General features: G+C 60.0%; 21 protein-coding genes. 14 read left to right on the forward strand and 7 right to left on the reverse strand.

What is annotated here, in order from left to right:
• Positions 1-12: 12 nt before the first annotated feature.
• Entirely contained in the window at positions 13-543 is a 531-nt protein-coding gene (locus AC2A04_RS12850; protein WP_484212742.1) for an Lrp/AsnC family transcriptional regulator, read from the forward strand.
• A 57-nt stretch (positions 544-600) separates the two neighbouring features.
• On the opposite strand, the gene AC2A04_RS12855 is transcribed toward AC2A04_RS12850, so the two are convergent.
• Positions 601-1,713 carry an acyl-CoA dehydrogenase family protein gene (locus AC2A04_RS12855; protein WP_484212743.1) on the reverse strand — a complete coding sequence of 371 codons (1,113 nt, stop codon included), beginning with the start codon at positions 1,711-1,713 and terminating at the stop codon, positions 601-603.
• Between the two features lie 357 nt (positions 1,714-2,070).
• On the opposite strand from AC2A04_RS12855, the gene AC2A04_RS12860 reads away from it, so the two are divergent.
• From AC2A04_RS12860 to AC2A04_RS12895, 8 genes are all read left to right on the forward strand, one after another.
• Positions 2,071-3,282: an acyl-CoA dehydrogenase family protein gene (locus tag AC2A04_RS12860; RefSeq protein ID WP_484212744.1), complete on the forward strand. Its 1,212-nt coding sequence runs from the start codon at positions 2,071-2,073 to the stop codon at positions 3,280-3,282.
• Positions 3,283-3,297: 15 nt separating this feature from the next.
• Positions 3,298-4,128 (forward strand): alpha/beta fold hydrolase, encoded by an 831-nt coding sequence (locus AC2A04_RS12865; RefSeq protein ID WP_484212745.1) that lies wholly within the window; start codon positions 3,298-3,300, stop codon positions 4,126-4,128.
• Complete coding sequence (locus AC2A04_RS12870; protein ID WP_484212746.1) at positions 4,115-4,909, forward strand: fumarylacetoacetate hydrolase family protein; 795 nt, start codon at positions 4,115-4,117, stop codon at positions 4,907-4,909. The genes AC2A04_RS12865 and AC2A04_RS12870 overlap by 14 nt, the downstream gene beginning before the upstream one ends.
• Positions 4,910-4,920: 11 nt before the next feature.
• Complete coding sequence (locus tag AC2A04_RS12875) at positions 4,921-5,859, forward strand: acetaldehyde dehydrogenase (acetylating) (protein WP_484212747.1); 939 nt, start codon at positions 4,921-4,923, stop codon at positions 5,857-5,859.
• Positions 5,860-5,871: 12 nt separating this feature from the next.
• On the forward strand, positions 5,872-6,912 hold the full coding sequence (gene dmpG, locus AC2A04_RS12880; protein WP_484212748.1) for a 4-hydroxy-2-oxovalerate aldolase: 1,041 nt from the start codon (positions 5,872-5,874) through the stop codon (positions 6,910-6,912).
• Positions 6,913-6,973: 61 nt separating this feature from the next.
• Positions 6,974-7,744 carry an SDR family oxidoreductase gene (locus AC2A04_RS12885; RefSeq protein WP_484212749.1) on the forward strand — a complete coding sequence of 257 codons (771 nt, stop codon included), beginning with the start codon at positions 6,974-6,976 and terminating at the stop codon, positions 7,742-7,744.
• Positions 7,745-7,755: 11 nt separating this feature from the next.
• The gene (locus AC2A04_RS12890; RefSeq protein ID WP_484212750.1) at positions 7,756-8,286 is read left to right on the forward strand and encodes an SRPBCC domain-containing protein; all 531 of its coding nucleotides are present in this window, start codon (positions 7,756-7,758) and stop codon (positions 8,284-8,286) included.
• Between the two features lie 5 nt (positions 8,287-8,291).
• A complete protein-coding gene (locus AC2A04_RS12895) occupies positions 8,292-8,825 on the forward strand; it encodes a nuclear transport factor 2 family protein (protein WP_484212751.1) in 534 nt (177 codons plus the stop codon).
• Positions 8,826-8,870: 45 nt separating this feature from the next.
• Here AC2A04_RS12895 and AC2A04_RS12900 read toward each other — a convergent pair whose 3' ends face one another.
• The 3 genes from AC2A04_RS12900 to AC2A04_RS12910 form a co-directional block, all read right to left on the reverse strand.
• Positions 8,871-9,962 carry a DUF1214 domain-containing protein gene (locus tag AC2A04_RS12900; RefSeq protein WP_484212752.1) on the reverse strand — a complete coding sequence of 364 codons (1,092 nt, stop codon included), beginning with the start codon at positions 9,960-9,962 and terminating at the stop codon, positions 8,871-8,873.
• Positions 9,963-9,989: 27 nt separating this feature from the next.
• Positions 9,990-10,727 (reverse strand): SDR family NAD(P)-dependent oxidoreductase, encoded by a 738-nt coding sequence (locus AC2A04_RS12905; protein WP_484212753.1) that lies wholly within the window; start codon positions 10,725-10,727, stop codon positions 9,990-9,992.
• 96 nt (positions 10,728-10,823) lie between these two features.
• Positions 10,824-13,190 carry a TonB-dependent receptor gene (locus AC2A04_RS12910; RefSeq protein ID WP_484212754.1) on the reverse strand — a complete coding sequence of 789 codons (2,367 nt, stop codon included), beginning with the start codon at positions 13,188-13,190 and terminating at the stop codon, positions 10,824-10,826.
• 336 nt (positions 13,191-13,526) lie between these two features.
• On the opposite strand from AC2A04_RS12910, the gene AC2A04_RS12915 reads away from it, so the two are divergent.
• Positions 13,527-14,321 carry a nuclear transport factor 2 family protein gene (locus AC2A04_RS12915; protein ID WP_484212755.1) on the forward strand — a complete coding sequence of 265 codons (795 nt, stop codon included), beginning with the start codon at positions 13,527-13,529 and terminating at the stop codon, positions 14,319-14,321.
• 45 nt (positions 14,322-14,366) lie between these two features.
• Here the strand turns inward: AC2A04_RS12915 and AC2A04_RS12920 are convergent, their stop codons facing one another.
• The 3 genes from AC2A04_RS12920 to AC2A04_RS12930 form a co-directional block, all read right to left on the reverse strand.
• The gene (locus AC2A04_RS12920; protein ID WP_484212756.1) at positions 14,367-15,143 is read right to left on the reverse strand and encodes an SDR family NAD(P)-dependent oxidoreductase; all 777 of its coding nucleotides are present in this window, start codon (positions 15,141-15,143) and stop codon (positions 14,367-14,369) included.
• Between the two features lie 51 nt (positions 15,144-15,194).
• Positions 15,195-15,662: a nuclear transport factor 2 family protein gene (locus tag AC2A04_RS12925; protein ID WP_484212757.1), complete on the reverse strand. Its 468-nt coding sequence runs from the start codon at positions 15,660-15,662 to the stop codon at positions 15,195-15,197.
• Positions 15,663-15,726: 64 nt separating this feature from the next.
• Positions 15,727-17,211, reverse strand: coding sequence for a flavin-containing monooxygenase (locus AC2A04_RS12930; RefSeq protein ID WP_484212758.1), 1,485 nt, complete (start codon positions 17,209-17,211; stop codon positions 15,727-15,729).
• Between the two features lie 184 nt (positions 17,212-17,395).
• On the opposite strand from AC2A04_RS12930, the gene AC2A04_RS12935 reads away from it, so the two are divergent.
• The 4 genes from AC2A04_RS12935 to AC2A04_RS12950 all read left to right on the forward strand — a co-directional run bounded on the left by AC2A04_RS12935 (position 17,396) and on the right by AC2A04_RS12950 (position 19,684).
• Complete coding sequence (locus tag AC2A04_RS12935; protein ID WP_484212759.1) at positions 17,396-17,887, forward strand: Lrp/AsnC family transcriptional regulator; 492 nt, start codon at positions 17,396-17,398, stop codon at positions 17,885-17,887.
• 2 nt (positions 17,888-17,889) lie between these two features.
• A complete protein-coding gene (locus tag AC2A04_RS12940; RefSeq protein ID WP_484212760.1) occupies positions 17,890-18,378 on the forward strand; it encodes an Lrp/AsnC family transcriptional regulator in 489 nt (162 codons plus the stop codon).
• Between the two features lie 114 nt (positions 18,379-18,492).
• Positions 18,493-19,032, forward strand: coding sequence for a flavin reductase family protein (locus AC2A04_RS12945; protein WP_484212761.1), 540 nt, complete (start codon positions 18,493-18,495; stop codon positions 19,030-19,032).
• A gap of 10 nt (positions 19,033-19,042) precedes the next feature.
• On the forward strand, positions 19,043-19,684 hold the full coding sequence (locus tag AC2A04_RS12950) for a nuclear transport factor 2 family protein (RefSeq protein ID WP_484212762.1): 642 nt from the start codon (positions 19,043-19,045) through the stop codon (positions 19,682-19,684).
• Positions 19,685-19,686 lie beyond the last annotated feature (2 nt).

Here is a 19,686-nt window from a genome sequence, read left to right on the forward strand (position 1 = left end):
CTGCGTCGAACAATGAAGCGACCATTGGACATGCGCGGCTTGGCGCGCAGGAATTCGAGCGGGCGGCGGGATGGTTGCACCTTCACCATTGACGCAACGGACGTTGCGATTGTCAGCGAATTGCGTGCGAATGGCCGCGCCAACAATCAGCAGATTGCCGAAAAGCTGGGATTGACCGCGACGACGGTATCGACGCGCATCCGCCGGATGGAAGATGCCGACCAGTTGCGCGTCGTGGCAGTCTCGGACTTTTCGGCGCATGGCTTCAACGTGCTACTGCGCATCTCGGTCTCGGTCGACGGGCGCCCTGCGTCCGAGGTCGCCAACGAGCTGGCCGAATTGCCCGAGGTCGTGGCCGCCCACATGGTTACCGGCGGGTACGACATCGACATGCTGGTCGCGCTGCACGATTTCGACGACCTGTCGGACTTCCTGCTGGCCAAGCTTTCGGGTGTCCGCGGCATCCGCACGCTGACCCCCGCAATCGTCGTCGACATCGTCAAGTACAAGTTCGACGTCGCTCCTATCGAAGGGAAATCATAAGGCGCGCTTTGCCCTGCAATGCGATCGTCGACGCCCGAGGTGACAGGCGCGCGGACGCTAGACAAAATAGTCCGTGTTCTCGCCGCCAAGCATCACATTGGCGTAGTTGCGCGCAAATCCCGCAGGATTGTTGGCCACATGGGCACGCGACATGCGCACATCGTGCCAGATATCCTGGAACTCGCTGCCGGCATAGACCGATCGACCTCCGGCAATGTCCATCAGCAGATCCATCGCTTCGATACAGCGATCCGCAACGAGGCTTGCCTGATAGCGATAGCGCACCCTGTCCTGCAAGGTCGGCTTCCAGCCAGCGCGCTCCATGCTCTCGAAGTTCTGCATCATTACCGACAGGCTTTCGTCTGCTAGCGTGGACGCCTTGGCAATACGCGCCAGGACATCCGGGTCGGCAAGGCCCTTGCTCGCGTCGGTCGTGCCCAGTCCCGCCCGCTTTCCGATCAGCGCAAGAGCGTGGCGCACCGCGCCAATCGCGCTGGTGTTCACCACGCGAACAAAAACCTGGGCCCAGGGCAGTCCATAAACCGGATTGTCCTGCTGGTGGACCGAATGAAACCCATCCAACTGCTTGTGGGTGCGATAAGCCGGAACAAAGACCGGCTCGGCGATCACGATATCGTTCGAACCCGTCGCCTGCAGACCCATGGTGTACCATGTATCCTCGATCGCGTAGTCGCCGGCTGGCACAAGGAAAGTGCGATACCCCTCCCCCGCTATGACACCGCCGAGCAGGACCCAATTGGAATGCAGGCTACCGCTTGACCAGCCCCACCGCCCTGACAGCATGAATCCGCCATCCGCCATTTCAACCTTCGCACCTACCGGATTGTAGGAGCTTGAGATCATCGCATCGGGTCCGTTGGCAAAGACTTCGTCCTGCGCCCGCCCTGCCATCAGGGCGATCTGGAAATTGTGAACCGCGACAATGCCCATGGCCCATGCGGTGCTCATGTCGCGCTCTGCTATTGCGATCTGATCGAGGAAAAACGCCTGGGGAGTTCCTTCAAGGCCACCGAATTGTGCAGGAGTGAAATGGCGGAAAAAACCGTCGCTTCGCAATGCGCATACCACTTCGTCGGCGATGCGGCGCGAACGGCGGTTTGCGCCAGCGTGCTGTGCCACGAGTTCCAGTGTCGATGCCGAAATCGCCAAAATTGAGTCCTCACTTAAACGCGTATCAGGAATCGCATTGCCCTACGCAATGCCTCCTTTCTTTTCCGTTAGACCAGTATATGGCGTATTTGCACTGAGAATTCGAACTGCATGATCTAAAGGGCATGCGCATTGGCCATCGAGAGAGCGCCGCGCGCCGCGCGGCTAAAGCTGGTTCGTCGTGCAGGACGCCAGCTCTGGCAGGCAGTAGGGCAGTCAAGGTGGAACGGCCATTTTTTCGACGCCATCACAAGCATAATGGCTTTTATGTTGACGATTTGCGTATTAGATGAGATTTGAAATTACGAATGCGTCGATTGTGGTTGAGTCGGCGCCACCACGGGAGAGTTCTGGAACATGGCCAGCGCGGTCACCAAATCGCAGGAAAGCGCAATCCCTGCCGCAAGCGAACTCGTCGCGCGGGCTCGCGCCATGATCCCGGCGCTGCGCGCGCGTGCCGCAGCCTGCGTTGCGGAACGGGACGTTCCCGAAGCCTCCATTGCAGAAATGAAGGCGGCAGGATTTTTCCGCATTCTCCAGCCCCGGCGCTGGGGCGGGTACGAGATGCACCCGAACGTCTTTTACGATGTACAAAAGGCGCTTGCTGAAGGCTGCATGTCCACAGGCTGGATGTATGGCGTAGTCGGCTGCCATCCTTACGAGATTGCCCTGTTCCATGAAGAGGCTCAGGCAGAAGTATGGGGCGAGGATACTTCCACGCTCGTTTCCTCGTCATACCAGCCGGTTGGCAAGGTCACGCCGGTCGAAGGGGGCTATCGCCTATCAGGTCGCTGGGGCTTCTCCACCGGATCGGTTCACTGCGACTGGGTCGTGCTTGGTGCGTTGGTGCCGCCCGCCGAGCCGGGCGGAGCGCCGGACATGCGCGCTTTCCTTCTACCGCGCCAAGACTATGCAATCGACACCGACTGCTGGCATGTTTTCGGTCTTCAAGGCACGGGCAGCCATGATGTGATCGTTGACGACGCGTTCGTGCCCGAATATCGCACGCACCGGTCGGTCGACGGCTTTCTGTGCACGAATCCCGGGCAGGCGACCAATCCGGGACCGCTCTACACCCTTCCCTGGGCGCAGGTCTTCATGCGCTCGGTTTCGACCGCGGCCTTTGGCGGAGCGCGCGCTGCGATCAACGCAGCCCGCGAAATCGCGGAGACCCGAGTCTCGACCAACACGGGCAAGGCATCGAAGAACGATCCGTTCCTGCTCTCCGCCATTGCCCGAGCCCATGCGGAAGTCACCGAAATGGAGATGACGCTACGGGTCACTTTCGAAGAGCTGATGGGCCATGCTGAAAAGGGTGAAGGCATTCCGATGGAGAAGCGCACCCTGTTTGCCTACAACTCTTCCAGCGTCGTCCGGCGCATGGCGGATCTCGTAGACGATATGGTCAAGCTGCTGGGTGGCCGTGCGATCTACAATTCCAGTCCGATCATTCAGCCATGGCTCGATCTCCATGCCGGACGTGCCCACGTTGCCAACGATCCGTCCAATCGCACGCTCGACGTCGTCGGCGCGATGAGCGGGCAGGCGCCCACTTTCACCTTTCTCTGAAGCGGAGTACGCACGATGGCCAGCCTCGTCCGAACGACGCACCGCGTCAGCGGCGGTTACGACATCCAGATCGTCGAGGCAGGTAACCGCGCCGCCCCGGCGGTGGTATTCATCCATGGCAGCGGACCGGGCGCTTCAGGTGCGTCCAACTTTCGTCAGAACATCGATGCTTTCGTTGCCGCCGGGTACCGCGTTATTCTGCCCGACCTGATCGGCTACGGCGCGTCATCCAAGCCAGAGGGTCTGGATTACACGCTGCAGTTGTTCACCAGCACGCTCTACGAAGCGCTGATTGCGCACGGCGTCACCCGGGCGAGCCTCGTGGGCAATTCGCTTGGGGGCGGAATCGCCTTGCAGATGACTCTTGACCATCCCGAGTTCACGCAGAACCTCGTGCTCATGGCGCCTGGCTGCGTCGCCGAGCGCGAGAGCTATTTCGTGATGCCGGGTATTGCCAAGATGGTGTCGAACTTCGGTGGACCGGATTTCGATCTGGCCGAACAGAAGCGGCTCGTGTCCAACCTCGTCCACGCCGATTTCGCCTCCCGTATTCCCGATGATCTCGTGGCAGAACGGTTCGAAGTGGCACGGACCCAGCCCAAGGACGTGCTCGTGCGAATGCGAACTCCCGACCTTTCGCCGCGCCTGCACGAAATTGACCATCCGATCTTCGTGCTCTGGGGCCTCAACGACGAATTCTGTCCCGAGGAACATTCGCGGCTTTTCCTGGACAACTGCAGTGATGTCCGCGCCATCACCTTCGGTCGCACGGGCCACTGGGTGCAAGTCGAGCGCGCAGCCGAATTCAACGCCTATGCCATAGAGTTTCTCGATGCCCGCAAGTAAGGCCGAGCAATACGGTTCGGCGCTCTACAAGGCGCTTCGCTCCCGCACGACCATCCGCCCGTTGGTCGAGCAGGACCCTTCCCTCACGATTGATGATGCCTATGCCATCAATCTCGATTTCCTGTCACGTCGCATTGCCGATGGCGAAAGGGTCGTGGGCAAGAAGATCGGTGTGACCAGCAAGGCCGTGCAGGACATGCTGGGCGTCCACCAGCCCGACTTCGGATTCCTGACCGACTGGATGTATGTCGAGGGCGACATCGATATCGACGCCAAGGGTCTGATCGCACCCCGCGCGGAAGCCGAAATCGCGTTTATCCTGAAAGACGCCCTAAATGGTCCGGGCGTAACTGCCACGGACGTCGTTGCGGCAACCGCGGCCATCGCCCCCTGCTTCGAAATCGTCGACAGCCGTATCGACGACTGGAAGATCAAGATCGTTGACACGGTTTCGGACAACGCGAGCTGCGGGGTCTACGTCATCGGGAGGGAGCGGATAGATCCTGCGGGCATCGACCTGCCCAATCTGCATGTCACGGTTACCAAGAACGGCGCCCCTCTTTCGCAAGGCTACGGTTACGCCGTGCAGGGTGATCCGGCACAAGCCGTTGCGTGGCTCGCAAACACACTTGGGGCCTACGGGGTCACTCTCGATGCCGGCGATGTGATCCTTTCGGGCAGTCTCGTTCCCCTCGCCCCGGCAACCAGGGGCGACCGTTTTGAAATGACCTTGAGCAGCGCAGACGGCCAACTGGGCACCTGTGTCGCAAACTTCGTGTAAGGACCATTGCAATGTCGCGCATAAAAGCTGCGATCATCGGCTCGGGCAATATTGGCAGCGACCTGATGATGAAGATGATCAAGTATCCTCAGAACATGGAACTTGCCATCGTCGTTGGCATCGATGAAAATTCCGAAGGGCTTGCAATGGCGCGCGAACACGGCATCGCCACGACGCACCAGGGCCTGGAAGGCCTGCGCAATCACCCACTCTACAAGGAGATCGGCATCGCCTTCGACGCGACCAGCGCCTATGCGCACAAGGTCCACGACGAAGCGCTCCGCGCCGACGGCATCCAGGTGGTGGACCTGACTCCTGCGGCGATCGGACCTTTCATCGTTCCGCCGGTGAACATGGAAGCCAATCTGGCAGCGCCGAACGTCAACATGGTCACCTGCGGTGGCCAGGCGACGATCCCGATGGTCGCCGCCGTCAGCCGCGTGGCCAAGGTGCACTATGCCGAGATCGTCGCCTCGGTGTCCTCGCGCTCTGCTGGACCTGGCACCCGCGCCAATATCGACGAGTTCACCCGGACGACTGCCCGCGCGATCGAGGAAGTCGGCGGCGCTACACGTGGCAAGGCGATCATCATCCTCAACCCGGCCGAGCCGCCGATGATCATGCGCGATACCGTGTTTACCCTGTCCGAAGGTGCCGACGAGGACGCGATCCGCCAGTCCGTGCAGGACATGGTTGCCGAAGTGCAGAAGTACGTCCCGGGCTATCGCCTGAAGCAGGAAGTGCAGTTCGAACGCTTTGGTGACAACAACAAGCTGAAGATCCCCGGCATGGGCGACTTCACCGGGATCAGGTCGATGATCATGCTCGAAGTCGAAGGCGCGGGCGATTACCTGCCGCCCTATTCGGGCAATCTCGACATCATGACCGCCGCAGCCAAGGCAACCGGCGAATTGCTGGCCGCGCGCCGCATGGCCGCGACAATCGCCTGAAGGAGACACAAGATGACCTCCACATTCAATGTCGATGCAGGCGACAAGCTTTATATCCAGGACGTTACCTTGCGCGATGGCATGCACGCCATCCGGCACATGTATGGCCTCGACCAGGTCAGGGCGATTGCCTCGGCCATCGACAAGGCCGGCGTGGACGCCATCGAAGTCGCGCACGGTGACGGCCTGTCGGGCGCCAGCTTCAACTATGGCTTTGGCGCGCACACCGACTGGGAATGGCTTGAAGCCGTCGCTGAAGTGCTTGAGACGTGCATTCTGACGACCCTGATCCTGCCGGGTGTTGGCACGGTCGAAGAATTGCGCCGGGCCTACGACATTGGTGTGCGCTCGGTCCGCGTCGCCACGCACTGCACCGAGGCAGACGTATCGAGGCAGCACATCGGCATTGCCCGCGATCTGGGAATGGACGTCTCGGGCTTCCTGATGATGAGCCACATGATTGAGCCGGAGCTGCTTGCGAAGCAGGCCCTGCTGATGGAAAGCTATGGCGCGCAATGCGTCTACGTCACCGACAGCGGCGGCGCGCTCGACATGGACGGGGTAAGGGCCCGGCTCGAGGCCTACGACCGGGTGCTGAAGCCGGAGACGCAGCGTGGTATCCACGCCCACCATAACCTTTCGCTCGGCGTGGCCAACTCGATCGTCGCGGCGCAGTGCGGTGCGGTGCGCATCGATGCCAGCCTTACCGGGATGGGCGCAGGCGCAGGCAATGCTCCTCTCGAAGTTTTCATCGCCGCAGCCGATCGCAAAGGCTGGAACCACGGTTGCGACGTGAACCTGCTGATGGATGCCGCCGAGGATATCGTCCGCCCCATGCAAGACCGTCCGGTCCGGGTTGACCGCGAAACGCTCGCGCTGGGGTACGCGGGGGTCTATTCGAGCTTTCTGCGGCACGCTGAAAAGGCCGCCAAAACCTATGGTATCGATACGCGCACGATCCTCGTCGAACTTGGACGCCGCAAGATGGTCGGCGGCCAGGAGGACATGATCGTCGACGTGGCCCTCGATCTCATCAAGGAACGCGGGGGCTGAACGCCGCTCGCCGCTGTCACCGCGTGAACGGCAAAAGCCTGCGCTTTTCGGGAGAGAATCGATGATCCTCAAGGACAAGGTCGTTATTGTGACCGGCGCTGGTCCCGGTATGGGGCAGGCTGCATGTCGGGGCGCAGCCCGCGAGGGCGCAAAGGTGGTGGTCACGGCACGGTCCCGATCGGCGATCGAAGAGGTTGCCAGCGAAATAGTCGCGGCCGGCGGCGAGGCGATTGCAGTGCCGCTCGACGTCACCGACATGGATCAGTGCAGGGCTGCCGCCCAAGCTGCGGTTGACAAGTGGGGCCGTGTCGACGGGTTGATCAACTCCGCCTACTTCCATCCGGACTGGGGCCCCTTGATCGAGCATGACATCGATCAGGTGTTGCAGGCGTTCAACGTCGGCGCAGCAGGGGCCTTGCGCATGGCCATGGCGGTCTATCCGACGATGAAGGCACAGGGTTCGGGATCGATCGTCAATATCTCGACGCTGTGTACGCGCAAGCCGATGCCCGGCGAGGGCGGTTATGGCATGGCCAAAGGTGCGCTCAACCACATGACCCGGCATCTGGCAGTCGAGTTTGCCGGCAGCGGGGTTCGCGTCAATACGGCGCTGATGGGCTGGATGATGGGCGCGCCGCTCGAAGGGTTCATCCAAAGCCTGGGCGAAGGTGCAGAAGCATTCCGCAAGCAGCGCGCGAGCGAGATCCCGGTAGGGCATATCCCTCCGGACGCCGACTGTGCAAAGGCCGTCTATTTCCTGCTTTCGGATTACGCGTCCGAAGTTACCGGGGCGATGCTCGACGTCAACGGCGGCGATTGGGTCGCTGCATAGGATGACAGGCCATGTTGCTTGACTGGATGAGAAGCCACCCCTCGCTTGCTGACGATCCGGTTTCGGGGCTGGATCCCGATGCGATAACGGTAAGCGAAACGGTGACGATCGACGCCCCTGCCCGCATTGTGTGGCAGATACTGACCGACCTTGACCGTTACAACGAGTGGAATCCGTTTTGCGTCAAAGCGCAATCCACGCTCGAGATGGGCGCCGCGGTCGACATGAAGCTGATCAACTATGCCGTGCCCGGAAGCATCGTGCCCAATTGCGAATTCATCTGCGCGTTCGATCCCGAGCGGATGCTGTCGTGGGAGCTGCCGCACAGCGAGGCATGGCCCTACCCAGCCCGGCGAGATCAGGTCATCGAACCAGTCGCGGCAGATGTCTGTCGCTATTTCTCGACTGATGCGTTTCTGGGCGCAAACGGCATCCATGTCTTCCGGTTCGCGGGGCCATGGGTGAAGCGGGCTTTTGACGATTCTGCCCGTGCGCTCAAAGCGCGCGCAGAAGAACTTTACGCATCCGAGCAGAAGGCCTGACCAGCATGGCGTTTACCTTGCAACAGCTGTCCGACATCGAGGAAATCAAGGTGCTCAAGCATCGGTATTTCCGTGGCATCGACACCGCCGATCAGACCTTGCTAGCAGAAATCTTTGTTTCCGACATCGCGTGCACCTACAATGGCGGTACCTACAAGGTCTCGCTGACGGGGCGGGATGCCATGATAGAGTTTTTGGCGAACTCGTTTCATTCCGGCGTTGCGGCCATGCACATCGGCATCATGCCCGAGATTGCCATAACCGGCGATAATACGGCGACCGGCATATGGTATCTGCAGGACGTTTTCATAAGTCTTGATCGCGATGACCACACGTTCGGCACCGCGATCTATACCGATACGTATCGCCGCGAAGGCGGAGTCTGGCGGATCGAGACGACCTATTACGACCGCGTTATGGAAGTTGTTACCCAGAACTTCAGCGCGACCGGCAGCAAGCTTACCGCGCAGCGTCTGGCAACGACCGGTCGCAAGCCCGAAGAGCGGACAGACATCAGCCACCTCATCTCCTGGGGTTAACCCCGTAGCGAGTTCGGGAAAAGGGGCACTTGGATTTGAGGCGCTTTATCGCTTCAGTCTGACCACTTTCATCGTGGGCACGACGGGCGCGGCTGCATTGAACCAGCGCCACAGGCCGGTGCCGGATCGATGCCCTGCAAGGTCTATCCAGTTTCCGAACCCAGGATCGGCCTCGGCGCAGGCGACGATGACACTGCCGTCGGCCTCGTATCTTGCGTTCGAATTGTTGACCCACACCTTGTGGTGGACATGATCGAGCGATTCCATCCACCAGTTGTCGATCTGGAGATTCCACATCCGGCACTCGGGGATCGTCGTTTCGATGACAAGCGCCTCACCGGGTTGCAGATCGTAGTAGAAGTGTCCGTACCAGATGTTCGGATCACCGCCGGCCTTCCAGAAAATCTCCTGCGGGGCGTCGTAGAACTGGTTGGGATTTGCCTTGAACCATTCGGACCAGGTCGCAAATGTTTGCGCCGTCCCCTTCGTCCAGGCGGCTGCCGACATCAGCTGGCGTTCTATCGTGGCCGGCGTCAGCAATGCAGGAACCTTCGGCCCTGCTCCTACGCGTTCCACCTTGATGTCCGCGGCGACTTGGGTCGACTTGTCGTCGAATGTCTGGCGCACGATCAGCAGGGTGGAGTCATCGGCCAGCGGCAGCCAGTTCCCTTCTCTGGGTGCCTTGCCGACATGGATGACGAAGCTGCCATCGGGCCCGAACGTCATGTCTGAAAATTCGATCTCGCCCGTGGATGCCATCGTGCCGTCGATCGCATAACGGTTGGCCTTGCTGCCAATCGAGAAATAGGGAACCGAGTTGCGCTTGCCGACAATGCGATACTCCTGGTCTCCGCGCACCACGCACTGCTGGTAGATATTGTCAGGGTTGTCCGCCCCGATCTTGATCTTGTCATCGCAGAGCATGAACAGGCGGGGAAAGTCGGGATCGGCACTGTCCACGAGCATATTGAGCGCCGTGCGCGCCAGCCGGCTGAGGTAGCGCAATCCCTCCGCCTGATCGAGCTCGGTCACAGGCGCAGAAGACCGCGCGAGCACGTCTCCTGCTTCCGCGAGTTGCGCGCAGAACCTTCGCCAGACGTGATCCAGATGGCCGTTTTTCGCTTCCGGATCCGTCATCGAACCTGTCCTTCATTACTACTGGAGCTATCCCGCCAACTGGCCGCCATCGATCGTGAAAAGCGCGCCCGTCGCCTTGCGGCTCTTGTCGCTGGCCAAAAATACGAACATTTCGGCGATGTCTTCGGGTTCGCACGATCCGTCGAGCAGCTTGGGTGCGTTTCGCATCATGAGCGACCAGTCCACGCCTTCAGGCGGCGCTGTGTCACGCGTCATCGGGGTGAGCACGTGACCGGGACAGATCGCGTTCACGCGCACGCCTACGGCGGCATACTCGATCGCAAGGCCCTTGGTTATGGCAACCACGGCATGCTTGGAGGCGGAATAGGCAATATTGTAAGGTTGGCCCTGAAGCGCAGCCGTCGAGGCGGTGTTGACGATCGCGCCCCTGGTTTTCACAAGATGCGGCATGGCCGCCTGGCAAATCACGAAAACGCTCGTGGCATTGACTGCCATAAGGAGATCGAAATCATCCGCCAGAAACGTTTCGGACGGCCCCCACTTGAGCAATCCGGCAATGTTGCACACGAAGTCCAGTCCGTCTTCGGCAGCTTTTCCCACCAGTTCGCGACAAGCGGCGTAGTCAGTGGCTTCGTAAGAAACAATTTTCGGTGCGACAGCCATCATGGCCGCCGTTTCTGCCAGCCCATCGACATTGCGATCGGCAATCGTGAGCATCGCGCCTTCCGAGGCGCACTTTATGGCAGTTGCGCGTCCGATACCGGACGCGGCCCCTGTGACCAGACCGCGCTTGCCCTGAAACATCACGCCGTATCCTCGTCCGCTTGCTGACCGTTCAGGCCGCAGATTGATGAATGCGGTGGTCCGGCAACCCCGGACCACCGCATTACGAGGACACCTTCAGAACTTCACGCCGACAGTGAGACCGTAAGTGCGCGGATCGGGGAAGTATCCCACGGTAAGGCCGCCAAAGCCCGGACCGAAGTCGATGAAGTTCGACGGATTGTCTTCCTTGGTCAGGTTCTTCACCCACAGGGCAATTTCTGCCTTGGCACCACCAAGTGCGACCTCCGACACGGCTGCGCGCAGATTGACGATCGTGCGCCCCTTCGACTTGCTGTTGTTGGCATTCTGCGTCGAGGAGTTTGCCGTGACCAGCGGATAGGGGAACGTGTAATAGCTTGAGACGTAATTGATATCGCCGGTCAGATTGAACCGGCCCCAATCACCTTGCGCGACGCGAAGATCGACGCCTGCCGCTGCGGTTGTCTTGGGCGTGTGCGGAAACGAGCGATTCTTGGCCACGTTGGTGTCAACGCCGTTGATCGCTTCGATGTACGACTTGTACTTCGGATCGAGGAACGCGAGCGATCCGTTGATTGTCAGCGCATCGATGGGGCGGATCACCGTCTCGATCTCGATACCGCGAATGCGCGCCGCGGCCGCATTTCGCACGATCGAGGATGCTGCGCCGTTCGCGGTAAACACGGCCAACTGGATGTCCTTGTGTTCATCCCAGAAGCCCGCGACGTTGAAGATGACCTTGCCACCCGCCAGACGGGTCTTTACGCCCACTTCATAGCTGTCAACCGTCTCCGGCCGGTACGGATTGCAAAGCTCGGCAGCGCCGGTGGGACAAGCTGCAGTCGGTGCGCGGAAATCGTTGGTTTCGCCGTTGAAGCCGCCCGACTTGAACCCTTGCGCGAAACGCGCGTAGAGATTGATATCCTGGTTTGCCTGATAGGCAACCGTAATCGCCGGGTTGAATTTGTTGTATTTGGCATCGGGAACGCCACCGTACGGAATGTCGGCGACCACGAGTGGTGCAAAGATGCCATTGGCAAAATCGCTATTGACACGCAGGTAGCGACGAACGTCCTTCTTCTCGTGCGTATAGCGGCCGCCCAGAGTCAGCTTAAGCGCATCGGTGACATTGAAATCGACCTGTGCAAAGGCCGCGAAGGCATCGGTGTGCGAACCGTAATCGGACTGGAACGAAGTTGCACCGCCAAAGAAGCTTTGCGGTCCGAGCGTCTCTGCCGTTTCCTTGTAATAGAAAATACCAGTGACATACTTCAGCCGGTCATCAATTGCCGTGCCACTGATCTGCAATTCCTGGCTCCAGCTGTGGAAGCTGGTATCACGACCCGTGTATGCAACCGGAAGTGGCGTCCCATCCAGGTCGAGAAAGTCGGCCCACGCCAGGTTGCGATACGCCGTGATCGACTTGATCGTTGCCGAACCAACATCGAGCGCAAGCGTGAGGGCATGACCATAGGTGCGCGAGCGCTCGAACAAGGGATTGCCGTCGATCGACGCCGAAGATTGCCGATCCTTGCGATCGTACAGATTCAGCGGGAAGATGGCGCCAGCAAAAGGATAGCTTGGCGAGTTCGGATCGAAGATGTCCTGCGGCAAGCCATTGCGGTTGATGTTGACGAGCTGGGCAAAGTCGGGACGCTGGTCGAACTTCGTGTAGTCGAACATGTAGTCCGCGGTGAAATTGCTGCCTTCAGGCTTGAATCGCAGCTGGACCATGCCACTCTTGCTGTCGAGGTCGTTTGTTCGACCGGTGCGGGCAGGCGCTGCAGCGAAGGCTTGCGGATAGGGGTTGGGCGTCAGCTTGATGAACCCGTCCCGCTTCTGGATCTGCCCTGAAAGCTTCAGCGAGAATGGGCCAAACGCCGGCAGATCGATGACCGCACGACCCTTCCAGTAATCGTAGTTGCCGTAAGTCACTTCGCTTCGGAAACCGAGTTCGCCCGTGGGCATCTTGGGCACAAGGTTCACCGCACCAGCAAGCGCATTTCGGCCGTAAAGCGTGCCTTGCGGACCACGCAGGATTTCGACGCGTTCAAGATCGGCCACGTCGAAAATGGAACCTTGCGCCTTGGCGATATAGACCCCATTCAGGTAAAGGCCGACCGCTGGCTCCCAGGTTACCGCCGGATTGAGCGTGACTGATCCGCGAATTGCGATTTGGGAAATCGTCTTACTCGAAGGCGCACGCTCGATTTTCACATTCGGGGCAATCGACCCGAGGGCGTCGATCGAAGTGATGCCTCGCGAATCGAGAAACTGGCTGTTCACCGCAGAAATTGCGATCGGAACTTCCTGGATGTTTTCCGAGCGCTTCTGCGCGGTGACGATGATCTCACCGATGCCCGAACCCGTAGTGGCGCTGTCTTGGGCAGCTTCCTGCGCCTGTGCAGACATCGATGCAAAGGCCAGCGCCGAAAGCGCAGTGGTGGCCGCAATTTTCCTCATGTCATCCTCTCCGGTGCACGGCTGCTCGCCGCGTATTCATTTAACACGACTAGCATATGATTTGTCGCATCAAATGACAAGATGATTGCGTATGCCGTAGAAATTTTCCACTCTGACTACGCAAACATGCGAATTTGCGTCAAATTGAGATGTGTCGATCGTTGTTGGCTCCGACCGGACGTGCCGACAGTTGGCGAAATCAATGGTCGAGTCGCGAAGGCTGTCAAAGAGTCCTGACCGGACCGCGCTCTCTTGCGTTTCTGGAACACAGGCGTCTCGAGAATGCGGGACCGGTTACGAGTGCCGGCGACAACATGGCATTGGGAGAATCGGAAAATGATCAAGGTCATCGCGCTCTTGCGCAAGAAGGAGGGCATGAGCCGCGAGGCCTTCATTGCGTATTACGAGACGCGCCACGCTCCGCTCATCCAGTCCCTGCTCCCGAACATCCTTGTTTACCGGCGCAATTTCGTCGCGCGTGACGGCGCATTCGAAAGCGCGGTGGCAGCGATTGATTTTGACAGTGTTACCGAAATGCACTTTGCGACGCGCGCGCACTATGATTCCTTCCTGGCAAAGGCAGCCCATCCTGAGGTGGCGCACCTGATCGCGCAGGACGAAGAAAACCTGTTCGACCGCGCCGCAACTCGCATGTTCATCGTCGACGAAACGCCCGCAGGCGCGCAATGCGCAGCGGACGCATCGTCGCTGCTGGCAGATCGTGAGGTACGAGAGGGGCTTGCCCGTTTCGCCCGGGTGCTGGACACGAAGCAGTGGAATGCGCTCGACACCGTCTTCTCGTCCGACGTGACCTTCGATTATGGGCTGGGGGAACAGGCCGGGCTTGATGCGCTCTGTGCCAACATGCAGCGCTTCCTTGATGTCTGCGGGCCGTCACAACATCTGATCGGCAGCATCTCCATCGACGTGGCGCCCGGCGCAGATCGGGCCACCAGCCGCGCCTACGTCCAAGCCCGGCATCAGCGAGCAGACGAACAGGGCGGTCCGATTTTCGATACCTGCGGAGAGTACCTCGACCAGTGGGCGCTACGGCCAGAGGGCTGGCGAATTACCAGACGCGAAGCGCGCTGGCTGGTCAGCAGCGGCGATGCGTCGATTATCTGGGGGTGATGGAAGCGGCACCCTGCAGCATTGCCCGCCGCACAGGCCCCGGTTCTAGACCCGCTGGGAATGTCGGATACCACCATCCACGACGATCTCGCTCGCGGTGACATAGCTGGCTTCGTTCGACAGAAGGAAGCGCACCACGCGGCCGATTTCTTCGGGCTGTCCAAAGCGGCCCGCGAAAATGCGCGAACCGAATGCCGCGATCATGCCATCACGCCCTGCGCCCAGGATCGGGGTATCGATCATCCCCGGACTGACCGCATTGATCCGGATACCGTCTGCCGCCAGTTCGTCTGCCATTGACCGTACCAGCGAAACGACCGCGCCTTTCGCGGCCGTATAGATCGGGATCAGCCCGCTGCCGAACCACGCGTTTATCGACGCAATGGCAACGATCGCGCTGCCCGGGTTGGACTTCAGGTCTTCGGCAAAAGTCTGGGACAGCTGGATCAGCGCCCGCACGTGCAAGGCCATACCGGAATCGAAGGCTTCCGCGCTCGCGCCCATGAGACCGGTCTGCTCTGCCGTTCCGGCCGAGTGGACAATCGCGCCCACCCCGCCCAAGGCTTCGCGCGTTGCCTTGGCCGCCGGCGCGATGGCCTGGGAGCTGCGCAGATCCGCGCCCAAGCCGAATGCCGCTACACCAAATTCCTGCGAAATCTCTGCCGCCTTCTGGACGGCGCGGTCTGCATCGATGTCCCAGATCGCTACAGACCGGCCCACCGCTGCGACCGCGCGCGCGCTGGCCAGGCCGATGCCAGAGGCACCGCCGGTGACGACGACAGGTGTGCCAGGCTGCCCCAGCACAGGTGATACATCATTCATGATTTTCTCCCCGCTTGGCACCGACCCGTGCCCTGTCCTCACGTCGGCCATTCATGCGTTATCTGCACAGATCCCCGGCGCAGGTTCCAGCGGCGGGGCATTGTGGATATATCCCATCTCTTCATAGCGCTCGGCGATGCGCCAGCCGGCGGGAGTGCGAACAATGCGATCGCGATACCACAGGCCGATGAAGAAAGTGCGATCCGCACCATCTGCGTCGCGATGGACCATGGGATTAAACAGGATCGTCCTGCTCCGGGCCTCGTCTCCCGAAATATCCAGCTTGGTCGTTGCGACCATGTGCTGAAACATCGGAAAGCGCTCCAAGGCGATCGGCAGCCACGCCTTGATCTGCGCAAAGGTACCCTTGGCCCCCCCGGTCTCGGTATAATCGATCGTCGCATCCGGGGTGAAGATCGCATCGAGTGCATCCCAGTCCCGTTCGTCGATGGCGAAGCTGTAGCGCGCGAACAGATCCTGTATCTCGAGCCGATCAGACATTTCCTGAAGAGACATCATGAGGTGATGCCCTTTCCCGAGCGGTAGCCAGACAATGCCCTCCGATTCAAGAACTCGGGCGCAATCATGCCGGCACCCTCACCTTGACGGAGAATTCGGACAAGTCGGGCTTTGCCATCGCATCGGCAAAGGCATCATAAGACCAAGGCCAGCTCGAGGGCACGCCGGTTGCGTCGAGATACCAACTCGAACAGCCAGATCCGAAGATCGTCGTCTTGGCAGCCGCGATGCGGCGTTCCTCGTAGGCGGCGTGGGCTTCAGCGGTCGGCGCAACCGAGGCTGCCTCACCTTGCCGCAGCAAGTCGATCAGTTGATCGATGTAATCCCATTGCCGTTCGGCAATATCGATCAGCGAAAAATTCCCGACGGGTCCGGTCGGCCCGTTCAGCATGAAGAAGTTGGGAAAATGCGGAATAGTGACCGCATAATGCGCAGTCGGCCTGGTTGCCCAGAACGCGTCGAGCGTCCTGCCTCCCTCGCCCACAACTCCTGCAGGACGGATGAACCGATCCGCCTGGAAGCCCGTCGCAAGGATCAGCGTGTCGATCTCGTGGAATGTGCCGTCGGCCATTCGCACACCCTTTGGCTCGATTGCGGCGATCTTTCCGGTTTCGACAAACACCGCCGGATGTTGCACCTCTTCGTAGTAGCACCACGAATAGATCAAGCGCTTGCACGCTGCCCGATAGTCTGGGCGAAGCTTCTCCTTCAGCTCGGGATCGCGGATTGATTCCTCGAAATGCTGGCGGCAGATATCCTCGATCATCGTCATCTGCGGCCCGTCGATGTCGGTGATCGCGTCCGTGAAACGCTTCACGTTGCCGATATATTCGTCGGCAAAACGGATCGCGTCGATAAGGGCCGGATCGCTCCGAAAGGCTTCGCGCTCTTCATCCGAATAGGGGAATTGCGGGACGGGCATCACCCATTGCGGCGATCGCTGGAAATGCACCAGTCGCTCGACCTTCTTGTTGATTGCAGTAACGATCTGGATTCCGGTGGAGCCCGAACCGATCAGACCGACCTTCGCACCGTCGATCTGCGCAGCGTCGTCCCATCGCGCGGTGTGGAATGCCGGTCCTTCGAAGCTGTCCAAGCCTTCGATATCGGGAAGGCGGGGGTGATGCAGCACGCCCGAGGCCACGATCACGACATCGAACACCGATCGCGTTCCATCGGCCAACGTCACGGTCCAGGCATTGGCCATTTCGTCCCAGTCAAAGCCCGAGACCTCGGTGTCAAAGCGGATGAAAGGTGCAAGACCGTGCTTGGCAACGACGTGCTCGAAATAGCCCTGTACCTCCGGACCGGTGGCGTAGAACGAGCGCCATTCGGGATAGGGTTCAAAGCTGTACGTGTAGGCATGGGCTGGAACGTCGCACGTGAGCCCGGGGTAGCGATTTTCCCGCCAAGTCCCGCCGATTCTGGACGCTTTCTCATAAACCACGAAGTCTTCGCTGCGCTGCTTCAGCTTTATGGCCGCTAGAATTCCGGCCATTCCAGCTCCAACGACAGCATATCGCAGGGAACGTCGGGTGACTGCAGTCATGTTCGATCCTCTGGTCCAATTCTTTTCTCGTGACTTGGTGACATGGTGACAGAGGCATTGCATCACCCAAAGGTATTATGCAGGCTGGCGGCAAACCGGCAAGAATGGCGCAGGGTGAACGCAGATCACGGTTGACGGGTCGATCCATGCTGCGCAAACCCAAAACTCGTCGCCAGTGTGCGCGATGACGCAGCGAGGTGGGATGAGCCAGGTTTTCAGTTTCGACGCAACGGACGTTGCGATTGTCAGCGAATTGCGTGCGAATGGCCGCGCCAACAATCAGCAGATTGCCGAAAAGCTGGGATTGACCGCGACGACGGTATCGACGCGCATCCGCCGGATGGAAGATGCCGACCAGCTGCGCGTCGTGGCAGTCTCGGACTTTTCGGCGCATGGCTTCAACGTGCTGCTGCGCATCTCGGTCTCGGTCGACGGGCGCCCTGCGTCCGAGGTCGCCAACGAGCTGGCCGAATTGCCCGAGGTCGTGGCCGCCCACATGGTTACCGGCGGGTACGACATCGACATGCTGGTCGCGCTGCACGATTTCGACGACCTGTCGGACTTCCTGCTGGCCAAGCTTTCGGGTGTCCGCGGCATCCGCACGCTGACCCCCGCAATCGTCGTCGACATCGTCAAGTACAAGTTCGACGTCGCTCCTATCGAAGGAAGGGCTTGATCGTGGCCGCTGTTCAACTCGATCCTCTCGACAATCAACTCGTCGACATGCTGGCAAAGGACGCTCGCGTCTCGAACCGACGCATTGCCGCCGAACTCGGCGTCACCGAGGGAACGGTCCGTGGCCGGATCAAGCGGCTTCAGCAGGACGGACTGATTGCCTTCACCGCCATCACGGGCTTTCAGATGGAAAAGCAGGCGCGTCTGGCGTTCATCAACGTTCAGGCCGATGTCGATCGGGTGCGCGAAGTCGCGCAGGTCATCGCCGATATTCCCGGGGTCAACGCGGTTCTGATAACCATGGGCCAGTTCAATATCACCGCAATGTGCCTGATCGACGAACTGGACGCGCTTGTCGAACTTGCCTCGGACAAAATTCTTGCGGTGCAAGGCGTGCATCACGTCGAAACCTCGATCGCGGTAAAGACGGTCAAATACAATGCGCGAATGGCGAAGATCACCAAGCCGGCCACCGTCATCGACGATGATTGAGGGTATTTTGTCCAAATTCTTTCCTTTTGCGTAATTCTAATCTTACATTATAGCGCAAATCTCGTGTCGTCATGGGCGGCACGATGATTCCTGATGAATCGGGAGGAGTTTTGCGTGACCCAAATCGCTGATACCGCCGCGCCAGGGGATGCGGCTATCGAGATGCGGCTGAAGCAGGTGTTGCGGGCCATGCCGGCCCCGGTGGGCATCGTCACGAGTTTCGATCCCGATACCAGACAACCTGTGGGCCTGGCGATGTCGGCACTTATGCCTGTCTGCCTCGATCCTCCAGCCATGGCGATTTGCGTCAATCGGTCGGGCAGCGCGCATGATGCGATGATCCGCGCGGGTCGGTTCTGCATCAACCTGCTGCATCCCTGGCAGGACAGCCACATGGTGCCGTTTGCCGATCCGGCATCACGCGATGGGCGCTTCAAGCAATCCGATTGGAAGCGCCACAGACACGATGCGCATGAAGGGCTCATGCACATCGATGGTGCCCCCGCAGCCATTTTCTGCACGATCCGCGAAACGCTCTCGTTCGGAACGCATGACCTGCTCGTCGGCGAAGTGGACGATATCCTTGTTTCCGGAAAGGGCGAGATCGTCGGCTGGGCCAATGGCGCATTGTGCAGACCGGCCACTCTTGCCTGAAAGGACGGCAATGACATCTGCATCCGATGGGACAACGCTTCTCGCCCGGATCGACCGGCTGGAATCGCTGGACGCGATCCGCCAATTGCCGGCCAAATATGCTCTGGCGCTCGATATGCGCGATGGTGATGCATGGGTGAACCTCTTCCCCGAAGACGTCCGCGTCGGAGGCGGGAAGTCAGGGCGCAAGGCTTTGCGCGACTGGTTCGACGAGACCCATTCCATGCAGTTCGACGGCACGAGCCACCACATCGGGGGTCACATCATCGATTTCGATGATGAAGATCATGCGCAGGGCGTGGTCTACTCCAAGAACGAGCATGAAAGCGGCGCGGACTGGGTCATCATGCAGATGATGTACTTCGACCGGTACGAGCGCATCGATGGCCGCTGGTACTTCCGCCGACGCCTTCCGCTTTACTGGTACGCCAGCGATCTCAACAAACCGCCGATCGGCGATCGAAAGATGCGCTGGCCCGGAGTTCCGCCCTATCACGGCAGCTTCCATGATCTCTTCCCAAGCTGGAACACGTATTGGGAGAGGCGTGGACAACCCCATGACGGCCCTGTCGAGCCGCCGGCACCGTTGGAAAGGTTCATCGAAACCATGCGCCGGGGAGCTCCCCTGCCTCGCCCGCGCGTGCGGAGTTAACG

It is taken from the genome of Novosphingobium sp. HNCC26DJ243, from assembly GCF_057180545.1.

Coding starts and splice junctions, on each gene's coding strand:
- AC2A04_RS12850 (WP_484212742.1), top strand. CDS start 13: ATGAAGCGACCATTGGACATGCGCGGCTTGGCGCGCAGGAATTCGAGC.
- AC2A04_RS12860 (WP_484212744.1), top strand. CDS start 2,071: ATGGCCAGCGCGGTCACCAAATCGCAGGAAAGCGCAATCCCTGCCGCA.
- AC2A04_RS12865 (WP_484212745.1), top strand. CDS start 3,298: ATGGCCAGCCTCGTCCGAACGACGCACCGCGTCAGCGGCGGTTACGAC.
- AC2A04_RS12870 (WP_484212746.1), top strand. CDS start 4,115: ATGCCCGCAAGTAAGGCCGAGCAATACGGTTCGGCGCTCTACAAGGCG.
- AC2A04_RS12875 (WP_484212747.1), top strand. CDS start 4,921: ATGTCGCGCATAAAAGCTGCGATCATCGGCTCGGGCAATATTGGCAGC.
- dmpG (WP_484212748.1), top strand. CDS start 5,872: ATGACCTCCACATTCAATGTCGATGCAGGCGACAAGCTTTATATCCAG.
- AC2A04_RS12885 (WP_484212749.1), top strand. CDS start 6,974: ATGATCCTCAAGGACAAGGTCGTTATTGTGACCGGCGCTGGTCCCGGT.
- AC2A04_RS12890 (WP_484212750.1), top strand. CDS start 7,756: ATGTTGCTTGACTGGATGAGAAGCCACCCCTCGCTTGCTGACGATCCG.
- AC2A04_RS12895 (WP_484212751.1), top strand. CDS start 8,292: ATGGCGTTTACCTTGCAACAGCTGTCCGACATCGAGGAAATCAAGGTG.
- AC2A04_RS12900 (WP_484212752.1), bottom strand. CDS start 9,962: ATGACGGATCCGGAAGCGAAAAACGGCCATCTGGATCACGTCTGGCGA.
- AC2A04_RS12905 (WP_484212753.1), bottom strand. CDS start 10,727: ATGTTTCAGGGCAAGCGCGGTCTGGTCACAGGGGCCGCGTCCGGTATC.
- AC2A04_RS12910 (WP_484212754.1), bottom strand. CDS start 13,190: ATGAGGAAAATTGCGGCCACCACTGCGCTTTCGGCGCTGGCCTTTGCA.
- AC2A04_RS12915 (WP_484212755.1), top strand. CDS start 13,527: ATGATCAAGGTCATCGCGCTCTTGCGCAAGAAGGAGGGCATGAGCCGC.
- AC2A04_RS12920 (WP_484212756.1), bottom strand. CDS start 15,143: ATGAATGATGTATCACCTGTGCTGGGGCAGCCTGGCACACCTGTCGTC.
- AC2A04_RS12925 (WP_484212757.1), bottom strand. CDS start 15,662: ATGATGTCTCTTCAGGAAATGTCTGATCGGCTCGAGATACAGGATCTG.
- AC2A04_RS12930 (WP_484212758.1), bottom strand. CDS start 17,211: ATGACTGCAGTCACCCGACGTTCCCTGCGATATGCTGTCGTTGGAGCT.
- AC2A04_RS12935 (WP_484212759.1), top strand. CDS start 17,396: ATGACGCAGCGAGGTGGGATGAGCCAGGTTTTCAGTTTCGACGCAACG.
- AC2A04_RS12950 (WP_484212762.1), top strand. CDS start 19,043: ATGACATCTGCATCCGATGGGACAACGCTTCTCGCCCGGATCGACCGG.